Annotated in this window: 15 protein-coding genes and 1 pseudogene; 13 read left to right on the top strand and 3 right to left on the bottom strand. The window is 70.2% G+C overall.

Annotated features, from left to right (window positions below):
* Window positions 1-108: 108 nt before the first annotated feature.
* The gene (locus AB0K10_RS31135; RefSeq protein WP_363689459.1) at window positions 109-1,023 is read right to left on the bottom strand and encodes a RecB family exonuclease; all 915 of its coding nucleotides are present in this window, start codon (window positions 1,021-1,023) and stop codon (window positions 109-111) included.
* A gap of 77 nt (window positions 1,024-1,100) precedes the next feature.
* On the opposite strand from AB0K10_RS31135, the gene AB0K10_RS31130 reads away from it, so the two are divergent.
* From AB0K10_RS31130 to AB0K10_RS31120, 3 genes are read left to right on the top strand one after another with little or no spacing between them, the layout of a single operon-like run.
* Window positions 1,101-2,255 carry a site-2 protease family protein gene (locus AB0K10_RS31130; protein WP_363689457.1) on the top strand — a complete coding sequence of 385 codons (1,155 nt, stop codon included), beginning with the start codon at window positions 1,101-1,103 and terminating at the stop codon, window positions 2,253-2,255.
* A 44-nt stretch (window positions 2,256-2,299) separates the two neighbouring features.
* The gene (locus AB0K10_RS31125; protein ID WP_363689542.1) at window positions 2,300-3,253 is read left to right on the top strand and encodes a tRNA (adenine-N1)-methyltransferase; all 954 of its coding nucleotides are present in this window, start codon (window positions 2,300-2,302) and stop codon (window positions 3,251-3,253) included.
* Between the two features lie 28 nt (window positions 3,254-3,281).
* Window positions 3,282-3,854 (top strand): hypothetical protein, encoded by a 573-nt coding sequence (locus AB0K10_RS31120; RefSeq protein WP_007459901.1) that lies wholly within the window; start codon window positions 3,282-3,284, stop codon window positions 3,852-3,854.
* A gap of 64 nt (window positions 3,855-3,918) precedes the next feature.
* Here the strand turns inward: AB0K10_RS31120 and AB0K10_RS31115 are convergent, their stop codons facing one another.
* Window positions 3,919-4,212, bottom strand: coding sequence for a ferredoxin (locus tag AB0K10_RS31115; protein ID WP_039908212.1), 294 nt, complete (start codon window positions 4,210-4,212; stop codon window positions 3,919-3,921).
* A gap of 178 nt (window positions 4,213-4,390) precedes the next feature.
* On the opposite strand from AB0K10_RS31115, the gene arc reads away from it, so the two are divergent.
* The 6 genes and pseudogenes from arc to prcA all read left to right on the top strand — a co-directional run.
* A complete protein-coding gene (arc, locus tag AB0K10_RS31110) occupies window positions 4,391-6,175 on the top strand; it encodes a proteasome ATPase (protein ID WP_363689455.1) in 1,785 nt (594 codons plus the stop codon).
* A gap of 203 nt (window positions 6,176-6,378) precedes the next feature.
* Window positions 6,379-7,896, top strand: a complete 1,518-nt coding sequence (gene dop, locus AB0K10_RS31105; protein WP_363689453.1) for a depupylase/deamidase Dop — start codon at window positions 6,379-6,381, stop codon at window positions 7,894-7,896.
* Window positions 7,897-8,000: 104 nt separating this feature from the next.
* A complete protein-coding gene (locus tag AB0K10_RS31100) occupies window positions 8,001-8,216 on the top strand; it encodes a ubiquitin-like protein Pup (protein WP_088948111.1) in 216 nt (71 codons plus the stop codon).
* A gap of 21 nt (window positions 8,217-8,237) precedes the next feature.
* Complete coding sequence (locus tag AB0K10_RS31095) at window positions 8,238-8,924, top strand: endonuclease VII domain-containing protein (RefSeq protein ID WP_363689451.1); 687 nt, start codon at window positions 8,238-8,240, stop codon at window positions 8,922-8,924.
* Window positions 8,843-9,682 (top strand): proteasome subunit beta, encoded by an 840-nt coding sequence (prcB, locus tag AB0K10_RS31090; protein ID WP_363689449.1) that lies wholly within the window; start codon window positions 8,843-8,845, stop codon window positions 9,680-9,682. Before AB0K10_RS31095 ends, prcB begins: the two co-directional genes overlap by 82 nt.
* A 61-nt stretch (window positions 9,683-9,743) precedes the next feature.
* A pseudogene (prcA, locus tag AB0K10_RS31085) lies at window positions 9,744-10,436 on the top strand (proteasome subunit alpha); the annotation flags it as partial.
* Between the two features lie 341 nt (window positions 10,437-10,777).
* Here prcA and rfbB read toward each other — a convergent pair.
* Window positions 10,778-11,779 carry a dTDP-glucose 4,6-dehydratase gene (gene rfbB / locus AB0K10_RS31080; RefSeq protein WP_363689447.1) on the bottom strand — a complete coding sequence of 334 codons (1,002 nt, stop codon included), beginning with the start codon at window positions 11,777-11,779 and terminating at the stop codon, window positions 10,778-10,780.
* An 86-nt stretch (window positions 11,780-11,865) separates the two neighbouring features.
* Here rfbB and rfbA point away from each other — a divergent pair, with 86 nt between their 5' ends.
* The 4 genes from rfbA (at window position 11,866) to AB0K10_RS31060 (ending at window position 15,071) form a co-directional block, all read left to right on the top strand.
* On the top strand, window positions 11,866-12,753 hold the full coding sequence (gene rfbA / locus AB0K10_RS31075; RefSeq protein WP_363689445.1) for a glucose-1-phosphate thymidylyltransferase RfbA: 888 nt from the start codon (window positions 11,866-11,868) through the stop codon (window positions 12,751-12,753).
* Entirely contained in the window at window positions 12,750-13,373 is a 624-nt protein-coding gene (locus AB0K10_RS31070; RefSeq protein ID WP_363689443.1) for a dTDP-4-dehydrorhamnose 3,5-epimerase family protein, read from the top strand. Before rfbA ends, AB0K10_RS31070 begins: the two co-directional genes overlap by 4 nt.
* Before the next feature lie 68 nt (window positions 13,374-13,441).
* Window positions 13,442-14,800, top strand: a complete 1,359-nt coding sequence (gene pafA, locus AB0K10_RS31065) for a Pup--protein ligase (protein ID WP_363689441.1) — start codon at window positions 13,442-13,444, stop codon at window positions 14,798-14,800.
* 67 nt (window positions 14,801-14,867) lie between these two features.
* Window positions 14,868-15,071: a hypothetical protein gene (locus AB0K10_RS31060; protein ID WP_363689439.1), complete on the top strand. Its 204-nt coding sequence runs from the start codon at window positions 14,868-14,870 to the stop codon at window positions 15,069-15,071.
* Window positions 15,072-15,127: the final 56 nt, after the last annotated feature.

Raw genomic sequence — 15,127 nt, 5'->3', positions numbered from 1 at the left:
ATCGTCGCGTACACCGGTCGGCGCGTCGTGGACCACCGTAGAGGCCCGCCGGCCGCGGTGTCCCGACCGACGCGGCACCGTCACGGTCGGGTCCGGGCGAACCGGCGGTCAGTCGTCGGCGCCGGGCACCACCGGAGCGGACCGCGCGTCGCGCAGCGGATCGGCGTTCGCGGCCGCGACCGGGAACGGCGGGGGAGTCCCACCGAAGGTGGGGCAGAGCGCCTGGTGACTGCACCAGTCGCACAGCCTGCTCGGACGGGGCCGGAAATCCTGCCGGGCGGTGGCCTGCTCGATCGCCCGCCACAGCGCCACCACCGTGCGCTCGAAGCGGACCAGCTCGTCGGCGTCGGGGGTGTAATCCAACACCTCGGCGTCGCGCAGATAGAGCAGACGCAGCACCCGGGGCACCACCCCCCGGGTGCGCCACAGCACCAGCGCGTAGAACTTCAGCTGGAACAGCGCCCGCGCCTCGAACGCCTCCCGCGGCGCGCCGCCGGTCTTGTAGTCGACCACCCGCAGCGCGCCGTCCGGGGCGACGTCGAGCCGGTCGAGATAGCCCCGGATCAGCAACTCGTCGTCGACGACAGCCGAAATCAGGCTCTCCCGCTCCGCCGGCTCCAGCCGGGTCGGATCCTCCACGGCGAAGTAGCCCTCCAGCAGCCCCGCCGCGGAGCGCAGGAACTCCACCGGGCCGGCCGGCTCGGCGTCGTCGAAGATCCCGGCCAGCTCCGGCTGCTCGGTGACCAGCCGATCCCACTGGGGGGCCACCAGGTCACCGGCCGCGGCCGGGGTGCGGCCCTGCGCCGGCAGGTCGAACAGCCGCTCCAGCACCGCGTGCACAAGCGTGCCCCGCGCCTGCTCGACAGTCGTCCGCTCCGGCAACCGGTCGATGCTGCGGAACCGGTAGAGCAGTGGGCAGGTCTTGAAATCCGCCGCCCGCGACGGGGACAGCGAGGCCCGCACCGTCGGCGGCGCCTGCGCCGGGGAGGAGGACTGGGGGGTGGTGACCGGTTCCGCCGTCATGTCCGCAAAGGTTAGGGCACCGGTATGACACCGCCCGCCGCCCGCCCCACGCCGGGCCGGTCCGTAGCATCGGTGCGATGGAGCAGACACCCCGGCCGCCGCGTCGGCCCGACCGGCGACCCGGTCTGAACGTGGGCCGGGTGCTCGGAGTGCCGCTGCACCTCAACGCCTCGATGCTCCTGCTCGCCGTGCTGGTCGCCGTGCTCTACGCCGAGTTCGCCCGCCGGCAACTGGACCTGCCGCAGGTCAGCGGCTATCTCATCGGCTTCGGGTTCGTGGTGTCACTGCTCGGCTCGGTGCTGCTGCACGAGCTGGGTCACGCGCTCACCGCCCGCCGCTACGGCATCGGTGTGCGCGGGATCACCCTGGAACTGCTCGGCGGGTACACCGAGATGGACCGGGACGCGCCGACGCCCAAGGTCGACCTGCTGGTGTCGCTCGCCGGCCCGGCGGTCTCCGCGGTGCTCGGCGTCCTCGCGGTCGCCGCCACCGTGGCCCTGCCACCGGGCACCGTGGCCCACCAGCTCGCCTTCCAGCTCGCGCTGAGCAACGTCATCGTCGCGGTGTTCAACATCCTCCCCGGGTTGCCGCTGGACGGCGGGCGTGCCCTACGCGCCGCCGTGTGGGGCCTGACCCGCGACCGGCACCGCGGCACCGAGGTCGCCGGTTGGGCGGGCCGCGTCGTCGCCGTCGGCACCGCCGTCCTCGTCGGCCTGCTGACCCTGACCGACTACCTGGTGCCTGTGGCGCTGCCACTGATGCTGCTTGTCGCCGTCACCCTCTGGCGCGGCGCCGGGCAGTCCATCCGGGCCGCGCGGGTCAGCCGGCGGTTCCCGCTCATCGACCTGTCCCGCCTGGCGCGGCCGATCTGGCCGGTGCCCACCGGCACACCGCTGTCCGAGGCACAGCGCCGCCGCGCCGAGGGCGGGCAGCCCGCCGCCGCGCTGCTGGTCACCGACTCCACAGGTCACCCGGTGGCGCTTGTCGACCCGGCCGCCGCCGCGGCCGTCCCCGCCGAGCGCCGCCCCTGGCTGACGGTGGACACCGTCGCCCGCGCACTGACCGCGCTCCCCACCCTGCCGGTCGGGCTGGACGGCGAACGGGTAATGGAGGCCGTGCAGACCCACCCGGGCGCGCAGTACGTGGTGACGTCAGGCGAAGATGTCGTCGGCATTCTGCACATCGGGGACCTGGCACAGCTCCTCGAACCCAACCGGAAGATGACATCGTGACCGCAACTCCCTCCACCGTCGCCGCCGACACCGCCCCCGGAGCGCTGACACCCGTGCACCGTGGCCCGTTCCGGCCCGGCGACCGGGTGCAGCTCACCGACCCCAAGGGGCGGATGCACACCGTGACGCTGGAGCCCGGCAAGGAGTTCCACACCCACCGCGGCATCCTGGCGCACGACGCGCTGATCGGGCTGCCCGACGGCAGCGTGGTGACCACCTCCGGCGGCGGCACCGCCTTCCTGGCGCTGCGCCCGCTGCTCTCGGACTACGTGCTGTCCATGCCGCGCGGCGCCCAGGTGATCTACCCGAAGGACTCGGCGCAGATCGTCGCGATGGGCGACATCTTCCCCGGCGCCAAGGTCCTCGAGGCCGGCGCCGGCTCCGGCGCGCTCAGCTGCTCGCTGCTGCGCGCCGTCGGCACCGAGGGAGAGTTGCACTCGTTCGAGGTGCGCGACGACTTCGCCCAGATCGCCAAGCGCAACGTCGAGGCGTTCTTCAACGGGCCACACCCCTCGTGGAACCTGCACGTCGGCGACGTCGCGCAGTGCCAGGAAACCGGCTTCGACCGGATCATCCTCGACATGCTCACCCCCTGGGAGACCCTCGACATGGTCGAGCGGGCGCTGGTGCCCGGCGGCGTCTTCATCGGCTACGTCGCCACCACGCCCCAGCTCTCCGAACTCGTCGAGGCGCTGCGCGAGCGCGGCGGCTGGACCGAGCCCCGCGCCTGGGAGTCGCTCGTGCGCGACTGGCACGCCGAGGGCCTCGCCGTCCGCCCCGACCACCGGATGATCGCGCACACCGCGTTCCTGGTCTCCGCGCGCAAGCTCGCCCCGGGCGTCACCGCGCCGCCGCGCCGCCGCAAACCCAGCAAGGGCACCGAGGCGTACGCGCAGCGCCGGCAGGACCTGCGCGAGGCCGAGGCGGCCCGCCAGGCGGCCGCAGCCAGGGCCGCCGACGCGCAGCCCGACACGACCGGGGAGATGGACAGGCCGTGACCATCGGCGAGCGGGGGGAGGCGGCGGCATGAGCCGACCGGGTTACGGCGGCGGCGACCTGCCCGCCGTGTTTCCGGACTGGTCGCCGTACCAGGACCTGGAATCGGCGGCGCGGGCCTACCTACGCGACCCGGACGTCGCCCTGGAAGCCCTCGGTGGTGTGCTGCGCGGCGCCTCGGTGCTCGGCTTCACCCTGGAACGCTTCGTCAACGAGGTCAACGGCGTGTGGCAGGAGGTTGTCGTCTGCGACGGCAGCCGACTGATCCTCTGGCACGGTGAGGACGTGCCGCCGGGGGAGGGGCCGCCGGGCTCGATGACGTCGTCGCTGCGGGTGGTGCCGGTCTCCACGGTCACCGAGGTGGGCTGCCGGCGTCGGCTGAACCGCTCCGACAGCGGCGAGATCCGGGTCGACAGCATCGACGTCTACCTGCTGCTCACCTCGCTGGACGAGGCCCCGCCGAGCGAGGAGATGGCGGGTACGCCCCGACACGACGCGCTGCGCTTCGGCAAGACCCTCGACGACGGCGGCGCCGGGCAGATCGCCCGACTGGAGGAGTTCGCCCGGCTGGTGGCGTCGGTGGTCGGCCGCCCGATGCTCTGAAGGCGTACCCCGAACGGGTGGCGCCGGCGTCGCGCGAACGATGCGACGCCGGCGCCCGCCCGGCTCAGTCGTCCTCGGCGTCCGGGCCAGCGACCTCGACACCGTCGCCGCGCACCACGTGGATGCAGTCGCCCGGGCACTCCTTCGCGGAGTCGATAACTTCGAGGCGCAGGTGCGCGGGCACGTCCACCCGGCTGCCCGGCGCCATCCGCAGCTCACCGTCGACGCCCTTGACGTACGCCAGGCCGTCGATGTCGAACTCGAAAACCTCCGGCGCGTACTGCACGCAGAGCCCGTCACCCGTGCAGAGATCCTGGTCCACCCAGACCTGCAACTGGTCGGTCGCGACCTCGGCCACCGGTGCACCCCCCATGTTCTCCCGTACCAGCCTCCGACGGTACCCGAACGCCCGTACCGACCCGCCAGGCCACCCTTGGCGATCAAGGTTCGGTGACGAGGGTGTTGCGTGGGACCGAATCGGGCTCATAGCGGCTAGTGTTAGGTCAGAACGTTCAAGCCCCCCGGGGAGGTGGGACGTGGCAGCACGCAGCGACGACGCGGACTCGCGCGCCGCACGGTGGGAGAAGGAAGCCCACGATCTCTCCACGCAGGTCGCGTTCCTTCAGGAGGAACTCGCTCTGGTGCGGCGTAAGTTGACCGAAAGCCCCCGACACGTCCGGCAGCTCGAAGAGCGGCTGGCGGCCACCCAGGCACAGTTGGCGCGGCTGACCGAGAACAACGACCGGCTGGTGAGCACCCTCAAGGAGGCTCGCACGCAGATCGTCACGCTCAAGGAGGAGATCGACCGGCTCGCGCAGCCGCCGAGTGGCTACGGGGTCTTCCTGGCCAAGCACGACGACGGGACGGTGGACGTCTTCACCGGCGGCCGCAAACTGCGGGTCTCCGTCTCGCCCTCACTGGACGTGGACGAACTGCGTCGCGGCCAGGAGGTCCTGCTCAACGACGCGCTCAACATCGTCGACGCGTTCGGATACGAGCGGGTCGGTGAGGTCGTGATGCTCAAGGAGATCCTGGAGGGACCGAACGGCGGGCCGGGCGACCGGGCGCTTGTGGTCTCCCACTCCGACGAGGAACGCATCGTGCACCTCGCCGAGACGCTCATCGGCTCGGCGATCCGGGCCGGCGACTCGCTCATGATCGAGCCCCGCTCGGCGTACGCGTACGAGCGGATCCCGAAGAGCGAGGTCGAGGAGCTGGTCCTGGAGGAGGTGCCCGACGTCGACTACGGCGACATCGGTGGCCTCCAGTCGCAGATCGAGCAGATCCGCGACGCGGTGGAACTGCCGTTCCTGCACGCGGACCTGTTCCGCGAGCACCAGCTCCGGCCGCCCAAGGGCATCCTGCTCTACGGCCCGCCCGGCTGCGGAAAGACGCTCATCGCCAAGGCGGTGGCCAACTCGCTGGCCAAGAAGATCGCCGAGCGGCAGGGCAAGGAGAAGCACACCAGCTTCTTCCTCAACATCAAGGGCCCGGAGCTGCTCAACAAGTACGTCGGCGAAACCGAGCGGCACATCCGGCTGATCTTCCAGCGGGCTCGGGAGAAGGCCGGCGAGGGCACCCCGGTGATCGTGTTCTTCGACGAGATGGACTCGATCTTCCGGACCCGTGGCTCCGGTGTCTCCTCCGACGTGGAGAACACGATCGTCCCGCAGCTGCTCAGCGAGATCGACGGCGTGGAGGGCCTGGAGAACGTCATCGTCATCGGCGCCTCCAACCGGGAAGACATGATCGACCCGGCGATCCTGCGCCCCGGTCGCCTCGACGTGAAAATCAAGATCGAGCGACCGGACGCCGAAGCGGCGAAGGACATCTTCTCCAAGTACATCCTCTCCGGGCTGCCGCTGCACCCGGACGACCTCGCCGAACACGGAGCCGACCCCCAGGCCACCGTCGCCGCGATGATCGACGCCGTCGTGCTGCGGATGTACTCCGAAACCGAGGAGAACCGTTTCCTCGAAGTCACCTACGCCAACGGTGACAAGGAAGTCCTCTACTTCAAGGACTTCAACTCCGGCGCGATGATCCAGAACATCGTCGACCGGAGCAAGAAGATGGCCATCAAGGAATTCCTCACCTCCGGTCGCAAGGGCCTGCGCCTGCAGCACCTGCTCGACGCCTGCGTCGACGAGTTCCGCGAGAACGAGGACCTCCCCAACACCACAAACCCCGACGACTGGGCCCGCATCTCCGGCAAGAAGGGCGAGCGGATCGTCTACATCCGCACGCTCGTCTCCGGCGGCAAGGGCGCCGAGGCCGGCCGGTCCATCGAGACCGCGAGCAACACCGGCCAGTACCTCTGAGCAAACGGTGACACCAGCGGGCCCGGGACGCGACGCGTTCCGGGCCCCACCCGTCGCGCCGACCCCTGCCGGGCTGGTCCCGGCGACGGGCAGCGGAGACGACACCGGTAACCCGCCCGCACCGGCGTGCCCCCGTCCCCGAACACTCGGACTACGCTCGACATGACGGGGGACCGGGTCGGGCGAGCGAAGCGGGTAGGTCGATGAGCGTAAGACGGATCATGGGCACCGAGGTCGAGTACGGCATCTCCGTGCCCGGCCAGGCCGGAGCCAACCCGATGGTCACCTCGTCCCAGGTGGTCAACGCCTACGGGGCCCGGCCCGAGCTCAACCGGGGCGGGCGCGCCCGCTGGGACTACGAGGAGGAGTCGCCGCTGCGCGACGCCCGCGGCTTCACCTACTCCGGGGCCGCCTACGACCCCGCCGAAGCCCTCGCCGACGAGGACCTCGGCCTGGCCAACGTGATACTCACCAACGGCGCACGCCTCTATGTGGACCACGCCCACCCCGAATACTCCACCCCCGAGGTCACCACCCCCCGCGACATCGTGCGCTGGGACAAGGCCGGCGAACGGGTGATGGCCGAGGCGTCCCGCCGGGCCGCCACCATCCCCGGCAGCCAGCCGATCCACCTCTACAAGAACAACACCGACAACAAGGGCGCCAGCTACGGTGCCCACGAGAACTACCTGATGCGCCGGCAGACCCCGTTCGCCGACATCGTGGCGTACCTGACGCCGTTCTTCGTGACCCGGCAGATCGTCTGCGGCGCCGGCCGCGTCGGCATCGGACAGGACGGCGGGCAGAGCGGCTTCCAGATCTCCCAGCGCGCCGACTTCTTCGAGGTCGAGGTCGGCCTGGAGACCACCCTCAAGCGGCCGATCATCAACACCCGCGACGAGCCGCACGCCGACGCCGACAAGTACCGCCGGCTGCACGTCATCATCGGCGACGCCAACCTCTCCGAGATTTCCACCTACCTCAAGGTGGGCACCACCGCGCTGATCCTCACCATGATCGAGGAGAAGGCGCTCGGCGCCGACCTCGGCATCGCCGACCCGGTCAGCGAACTGCGCGCCGTCAGCCACGACCCCTCCCTGGCGCACCTCATGAGGCTGCGCGACGGCCGTCGCCTGACCGCCCTGGACCTGCAGTGGGCGTACCTGGAGCGGGCGCGGTCCTTTGTCGACGACCGCTACGGCACGGACGTCGACGAGCAGACCGCCGACGTGCTGGACCGGTGGGAGGACGTGCTGGACCGGCTCGGCCGCGACCCGATGCTCTGCGCCGACGAGCTGGACTGGGTGGCCAAGCTGCGGCTGCTGGAGGGTTACCGTGAGCGGGAGAAGCTCGGCTGGGGCTCGCACAAGCTCCAACTCGTCGACCTGCAGTACTCCGACGTACGCCCGGAGAAGGGCCTCTACAACCGGCTGGTCTCCCGGGGGGCGATGAAGACGCTGCTCACCGACGAGGAGACCCGCCGCGCCATGACCGAGCCCCCGGAGGACACCCGGGCCTACTTCCGTGGCCGCTGCCTCGCCCAGTACGCCTCCGAGGTGGTCGCCGCCAGCTGGGATTCAGTGATCTTCGACGTGGGTCGAGAGTCGCTGGTCCGGGTGCCGATGATGGAGCCGGAGCGGGGCACCCGCGCCCACGTCGGGGCCCTCTTCGACCGCTGCGCCAGCGCCAAGGACCTGTTGGAGACGTTGACCGGGGGCTGAACCCGATCCCGAATGCCCGTCGTGCGCCGTAACCCGGCGCGCGGCGGGCTTTTCGTCGTCCGCGCGAGGTAAGTTCATCGCAGACGATCGTGGAGGAGGCAGCAATGGCCACTCATGACAGCGGCGGCCAGTCGCAGTCCGGCAAGTCCCGCCAGGGCGAGGAGATCGAGGACGTCACCACGGAGGCCAATCCCGAGGTGGCCGAGCGGCACGCCGAGATCACCGAGGACGTCGACGACCTGCTCGACGAGATCGACTCCGTCCTGGAAGAAAACGCAGAGGAGTTCGTGAGGGGTTACGTGCAAAAAGGGGGCGAGTAGGGTATAGCCGGCAAATCGGACATGCCCCGACCCCTGGATGACCGGGATGGCCACCGCCGCTGCCGCGACTGCGGCGAGTGGCTGCCCCTCGAGCAGTTCTGCGCCAACAGCAAACGGCCGGACGGCCGCGGCAGCTACTGCAAGCCGTGCTTCAACAAACGGTCGAAGGCCAGCTACGCCGAGCGGATGCGGGAGCAACACGGCCGCGAGGTCCGGAAGGCACGCGATGTCCCGGAGGGACATCGGTTCTGCGTGGACTGCGACACGGCCAAGCCCCTGGTCGACTTCCCTCGTAACCGCTCGGACAGCACGGGCTACGGCACATACTGCAAGCCGTGCCACAACGTCCGAACCCGCGAAACAAAGCAGCGGCTCTACGGCGGGACGCGCGAGTATCACCTGCGGCGGCGGTATGGCATCGGTGAGAAGGAGTTTCAGGAGCTCCTGGCCGAGCAGGGCGGGGTCTGCGCGATCTGCGGGGGCGCGGACCCCCAACATCTGGACCACGATCATCGCACCGGGTGGGTGCGCGGGATACTCTGCTTCAACTGCAACGGTGGTCTTGGCCAGTTCCGTGACAGTCCTACGAGGCTGGCCAGGGCGATCACGTACCTGAGAGGAACCACGTGGCAGCGGGCTTTGATCCATCCGGGCGTCTACCAGATGTGTTCACCAACGCGGGGACGTCCTCCTTCACCACGTTTCTGAGCCGGGTGGCGCCCGAGATGCTGCCCGGTCGTCGGCCGTTGCCGCCGGGCATGGCCGCCGACCTGGCGCCGCACGCGACCACCATCGTGGCGATCTCGGCCGCCGGCGGTGTGGTGATGGCCGGCGACCGACGGGCCACCATGGGCAACCTGATCGCCCAGCGCGACATCGAGAAGGTGCATCCCGCCGACGCGTACTCGCTGGTCGGCATCGCGGGCACCGCGGGCATCGGCATCGAGCTGATGCGACTGTTCCAGGTGGAGCTGGAGCACTACGAGAAGATCGAGGGCGCGATGCTCTCGCTCGACGGTAAGGCCAACCGGCTGGCGTCGATGATCCGGGGCAACCTGGGCGCGGCCATGCAGGGCCTGGCCGTGGTTCCGCTGTTCGCCGGCTTCGACCTGGCCGCCGCCGACCCGTCGCGGGCAGGGCGGATCTTCAGCTTCGACGTGACCGGTGGCCCGTACGAGGAGACCGGGTACGACGCGATCGGCTCCGGCTCGCTCTTTGCGAAGTCGGCGTTGAAGAAGCGCTTCCGGGCCGGCATTTCCGTGGACGACGCGACTCGGCTCGCGGTCGAGGCGCTCTACGACGCGGCGGACGACGACACCGCGACCGGCGGACCTGACCTGACCCGCCGGATCTATCCGGTGGTGATGACCGCTACCGCCGAGGGCACCCGCCGGCTGACCGACACCGAGACGGCGGCGATCGCCGAGGGTGTGGTCGCCGGTCGGATGGAGAACCCGGGCGGTTGAGCCGCGTCCACCCCCACCAGTCAGCAGTCGTCAGCACAGTGCCGTAAGGAGAACCGCCGCCGTGGCCATGCAGTTCTACGCCTCGCCCGAACAGATCATGCGCGACCGCTCCGAGCTGGCCCGCAAGGGCATCGCCCGGGGTCGCAGCGCGGTGGTCCTCAGCTACTCCGGCGGGGTGCTCTTCGTCGCGGAGAACCTCTCCAGCGCCCTGCACAAGGTCAGCGAGATCTACGACCGGATCGGCTTCGCCGCGGTCGGCCGCTACAACGAGTTCGAGAATCTGCGCCGGGCCGGTGTGCGGATGGCCGACCTGAACGGGCTCAGCTACGACCGGCGGGACGTCACCGGGCGGGCGCTCGCCAACGCGTTCGCGCAGACGCTCGGCGCGATCTTCACCGAGCAGTCGAAGCCGTTCGAGGTGGAGATCTGCGTGGCCGAGGTCGGGGCGACTCCGGATGACGACGAGCTGTACCGGCTGACGTACGACGGTTCGGTCAACGACGAGCCGGGCCGGATGGCGATGGGTGGCCAGGCCGAGGCGATCACCGGTGTGTTGAAGTCGCAGCACCGTGCGGACATGTCCCTCGGCGAGGCGGCCCGGGTGGCGGTGCAGGCGTTGAGCACCGTCGGTGGTGAGGGCGGCGCGGCCCGCACGATCGCCGCCAACCAGCTTGAGGTGGCGGTGCTGGACCGCCAGCGGGTGGGTCGTACGTTCCGTCGGATCACGGGCGCGGCGTTGACGGCGCTGCTCGATGGTGACGTCGCGGACGCGGACCAGCCGGCCGAGGCGGGTGGCCCGGACACGCCGGCGCAGCCGACCACGGAGGCGCACAAGCCGACGACGTCGGCGGGCTCCGCCGATCTGGAGGACAAGCCGGCGGACGGCAAGTAACACCGGTCTTTGTCAGCGGGCGGCCCGGAGATGGGCCGCCCGCTGCGTCATGTCGAGCAGCGCGCCGGCGGTGGCCACGTCGGACGGCAGTTGCAGGCCGGAGAGCACGCCGCGCGGACCTCGCCGATCGAGCCGGACTCGTTGAGCGCCGGGATGATGATCAGGACCCGCTTGCCGTTAACCGTCGGCGTAGGACGACCGGGTCATGCGGCCGGTACGGTCTTCAACGGCTCCCACCAGGCCCGGTTGTCGCGGTACCACTGCACGGTCTGCGCCAGGCCGTCGGCGAGGTCGATGCTCGGGGCGTACCCCAGCTCTTGATTGATCTTGGTGATGTTCAGCGAGTAGCGGCGGTCGTGGCCCTTGCGGTCGGGGACCGGGACGACCCGGTCCCAGCCGGCGCCGCAGGCGTCCAGCAGCAGGCCGGTCAGCTCCTTGTTGGTCAGCTCCGTGCCGCCGCCGATGTTGTAGACCTCGCCGGCGCGGCCCTTCTGCTGGACCATCGCGATGGCCCGGCAGTGGTCGTGCACGTGCAGCCAGTCGCGGGTGTTGCCGCCGTCGCCGTAGAGGGGAACGGTGCCGCCGTCGAGCAGGTTGGAGACGAACAGCGGGATGATCTTCTCGGGGAACTGGTACGGCCCGTAGTTGTTGGAGCAGCGGGTGATCACCACGTCCATGCCGTGGGTGCGGTGGTAGGCCAGGGCGAGCAGGTCGGAGCCGGCCTTCGAGGCCGAGTACGGCGAGTTCGGCGCGAGGGGCGAGGTCTCGGTCCAGGAGCCCTCGTCGATCGACCCGTACACCTCGTCGGTGGACACGTGGACGAAGCGGCAGGTGCCGTGGCGCAGCGCGGCGTCCAGCAGGGTCTGCGTGCCGAGCACGTTCGTGGTGACGAACGGCGCGGCGCCGACGATCGAGCGGTCGACGTGCGATTCCGCCGCGAAGTGCACGACCACGTCGTGCCCGGCGACCACCTCGTCGACCACACCGGGGTCGCAGATGTCGCCCTGCACGAAGCGCAGGCGCGGGTCGTCGCGCACCGGGTCGAGGTTCGCCAGGTTGCCCGAGTAGGTGAGCTTGTCGAGCACCGTCACGCCGGCGGGGTCGACCGCGGGCACGCCCGAAGCGGTGCCAGCAGGCACGCCCAGCAGCATGCGGACGTACTCTGAGCCGATGAATCCGGCACCGCCGGTGACGAGGATCCTCACGGATCCAGAATGTACGCGAAGCGGTGGGCCGGGCTGTCCGCGGTGAAAACCCATGTCGACGGGCTGATTGCGGCTAAACTCCCACGGTGCGCGGAATCGTACTCGCCGGCGGCACCGGCTCCCGGCTCTGGCCGATCACCCGGGTAGTTTCCAAGCAGCTGATGCCGGTCTTCGACAAGCCGATGATCTACTACCCGCTCTCCACGCTGGTGATGTCCGGTGTGCGGGAGATCCTGATGATCACCACGCCGGAGGACCAGGACCAGTTCCGCCGGTTGCTCGGCGACGGCAGCCAGTTCGGGCTGCGGCTGGAGTACGTGACGCAGGCCCGCCCGGAGGGCATCGCCCAGGCGTTCATCCTCGGCGCGGACTTCATCGGCGACGAGTCGGTGGGGCTGATCCTCGGCGACAACATCTTCCACGGCGTCGGTCTGGGCTGGCAGTTGGCCGCCCACAGCGACCTCGTCGGCGGCCGGGTCTTCGCGTGCCCGGTGGCCAACCCGCAGGAGTACGGCGTGGTGGACTTCGACGCCGAGGGTCGGGTGCTCTCGATCGAGGAGAAGCCGGCTCGGCCGAAGTCGCGCTACGCGGTGCCCGGCCTGTACTTCTACGACAACCGCGTGGTGGACATCGCCCGCAAGATCACGCCCAGCGCCCGGGGCGAATTGGAGATCACGGCGGTCAACGAGGCGTACCGGGAGATCGGTGAGCTGTCCGTCACCCTGCTGGACCGGGGCACGGCCTGGCTGGACACCGGCACGTTCGCCTCGATGATGCAGGCCAGCGAGTTCGTCCGGGTGATTGAGGAGCGGCAGGGCCTGAAGATCGGTTGCGTCGAGGAGGTGGCCTGGCGGGCCGGCCTCATCGACGACGACCAGCTGGCCGCGCTCGCCGAGCCGCTGACCAAGAGCGGCTTCGGCGACTACCTGTTGGGTCTGCTGGCCGAGAAGAACGACGCGCAGATGACCCGATGAAGATTCGGGAGCTGGGCATCGAGGGCGCGTGGGAGATCACGCCGCAGCAGCACGGCGACCCCCGCGGCATGTTCATGGAGTGGTACCGCTTCGACAAGCTCGCCGGGGCGGTGGGCCATCCGCTGCGGCTGGCCCAGGCAAACCTGTCGGTGTCCGCGCGGGGCGTGGTGCGCGGCGTGCACTTCGCCGACGTGCCGCCCGGGCAGGCCAAGTACGTCGTCTGCGTGCGCGGCGCGGTCCTCGACGTGATCGTGGACCTGCGGGTGGGCTCGTCGACCTTCGGCCGGTGGGAGGGCGTCCAGCTGGACGACACCGACCGGCGGGCGGTCTACCTGAGCGAGGGGCTGGGGCACGGCTTCGGCGCCCTGACCGACGACGCGACGTTGAGCTACCTCTGCTCGGCCACGTACAACCCGGCCGGCGAGCGCACGGTGCACCCGCTGGACGAGGAGCTGGGCATCGAATGGCCTGTCGACGTCCCGCTGCTGTCCGCCCGCGACGACGCCGCGCCGACCCTCGCGCAGGCGCGCGAGGGCGGTCTGCTGCCGGAGTACGACGTCTGCCGGCGCTTCGTGACGACCATCGGGCGGGACGGAATGTCGCACTCAACCGGTATGTGACCACCCCCGGAGCACGACCTGTGGTGTGACAGTGACGAACGGGGCCTCCGGGCGGCTAATGTCACATCATGGAGCGGCGAATCTTCGGCCTCGAGACCGAGTACGGCGTCACCTGCACCTATCGCGGGCAGCGGCGGCTGTCCCCGGACGAGGTCGCGCGGTATCTGTTCCGTCGCGTCGTGTCCTGGGGTCGGTCGAGCAACGTGTTCCTGCGCAATGGGGCCCGGCTCTACCTGGACGTCGGGTCGCATCCGGAGTACGCGACACCGGAGTGCGACTCGGTGACCGACCTGGTGGCCCACGACCGGGCCGGCGAGCGGATCCTGGAGGGGCTGCTCGTCGACGCGGAGAAGCGGCTGCACGACGAGGGCATCGCAGGTGAGATCTACCTGTTCAAGAACAACACCGACTCGGCCGGCAACTCGTACGGCTGCCACGAGAACTACCTGGTCTCGCGGCATGGCGAGTTCGGCCGGCTCGCTGACGTGCTCATCCCGTTCCTGGTCACCCGGCAGTTGATCTGTGGGGCCGGCAAGGTCCTGCAGACCCCGCGCGGCGCGGTCTACTGCCTGTCGCAGCGGGCCGAGCACATCTGGGAGGGCGTCTCGTCGGCGACGACCCGCAGCCGACCGATCATCAACACCCGCGACGAGCCGCACGCCGACGCCGAGCGTTACCGGCGCCTGCACGTGATCGTCGGTGACTCAAACATGAACGAGGTCACCACGCTGCTCAAGGTCGGCACCGCCGACATCGTGCTGCGGATGATCGAGGCCGGCGTCGTCATGCGCGACCTGTCGCTGGAGAACCCGATCCGCGCCATCCGCGAGGTGTCGCACGACATCACCGGCCGGCGCAAGGTGCGGCTGGCCTCCGGCAAGGAGGTCAGCGCGCTGGACATCCAGCAGGAATACCTGTCCAAGGCCACCGAGTTCGTCGAGCGGCGCGGTGGCGACCAGGCCGCCAAGCGGGTCGTCGAGCTGTGGGGCCGGGTGCTCAGCGCGGTGGAGAGCGGTGACCTGGAGCCGGTCTCGCGCGAGATCGACTGGGTCAGCAAGCTGCGGCTGATCGAGCGCTACCAGCGCAAGCACGACCTGCCGTTGTCGCACCCCCGGGTGGCGCAGATGGACCTGGCGTATCACGATGTGCGCCGTGGGCGTGGCCTCTACGGGCTGCTGGAGCGTCGCGGCGAGGTGGACCGGGTGGCCACCGACCCGGAGATCTTCGAGGCCAAGGAAACCCCGCCGCAGACCACGCGGGCGCGGCTGCGCGGCGAGTTCATCCGGCACGCCCAGGAGAAGCGGCGCGACTTCACCGTCGACTGGGTGCATCTGAAGCTCAACGACCAGGCGCAGCGCACCGTGCTCTGCAAGGACCCGTTCCGGGCGTACGACGAGCGGGTGGAGCGGTTGATCGCCAGCATGTGACGGGTGTGCCGGCCTCGGCGGTGGTGTACGCCGACGGGGCCGGCCGGCCCGGTAGGCTGGGCGCGCCATGACGACTTCTGGACCATCCGACCGCTCCGAGCGCTCCGAGCGCGGCACCGAGCGGCAGAACTGGGTCGAACGCCGGCGGGAGAAGATCCGCGCCGAGGTCGACCGCAACAGGCGCGGCGACTACACCGTGCCGACGTGGGTGCTGGCGCTGGCGCTGGTGCTCATCGTGGGCGGCTGGCTCGCCCTGATCTTCCTCTCCTGACCCGCCGCCTGAGCCCGCCTTCGGGGTGTCGCTCGGGTGGTCGTCCGTGACCCATC

The organism is Micromonospora sp. NPDC049274 (assembly GCF_040678875.1).
Lineage (GTDB): Bacteria > Actinomycetota > Actinomycetes > Mycobacteriales > Micromonosporaceae > Micromonospora.
This window is presented reverse-complemented; position numbering and strand designations above follow the sequence as displayed.

Coding starts and splice junctions, on each gene's coding strand:
- AB0K10_RS31100 (WP_088948111.1), top strand. CDS start 8,001: ATGGCCACTCATGACAGCGGCGGCCAGTCGCAGTCCGGCAAGTCCCGC.
- AB0K10_RS31060 (WP_363689439.1), top strand. CDS start 14,868: ATGACGACTTCTGGACCATCCGACCGCTCCGAGCGCTCCGAGCGCGGC.
- AB0K10_RS31130 (WP_363689457.1), top strand. CDS start 1,101: ATGGAGCAGACACCCCGGCCGCCGCGTCGGCCCGACCGGCGACCCGGT.
- AB0K10_RS31095 (WP_363689451.1), top strand. CDS start 8,238: ATGCCCCGACCCCTGGATGACCGGGATGGCCACCGCCGCTGCCGCGAC.
- dop (WP_363689453.1), top strand. CDS start 6,379: ATGAGCGTAAGACGGATCATGGGCACCGAGGTCGAGTACGGCATCTCC.
- AB0K10_RS31120 (WP_007459901.1), top strand. CDS start 3,282: ATGAGCCGACCGGGTTACGGCGGCGGCGACCTGCCCGCCGTGTTTCCG.
- AB0K10_RS31135 (WP_363689459.1), bottom strand. CDS start 1,023: ATGACGGCGGAACCGGTCACCACCCCCCAGTCCTCCTCCCCGGCGCAG.
- AB0K10_RS31070 (WP_363689443.1), top strand. CDS start 12,750: ATGAAGATTCGGGAGCTGGGCATCGAGGGCGCGTGGGAGATCACGCCG.
- pafA (WP_363689441.1), top strand. CDS start 13,442: ATGGAGCGGCGAATCTTCGGCCTCGAGACCGAGTACGGCGTCACCTGC.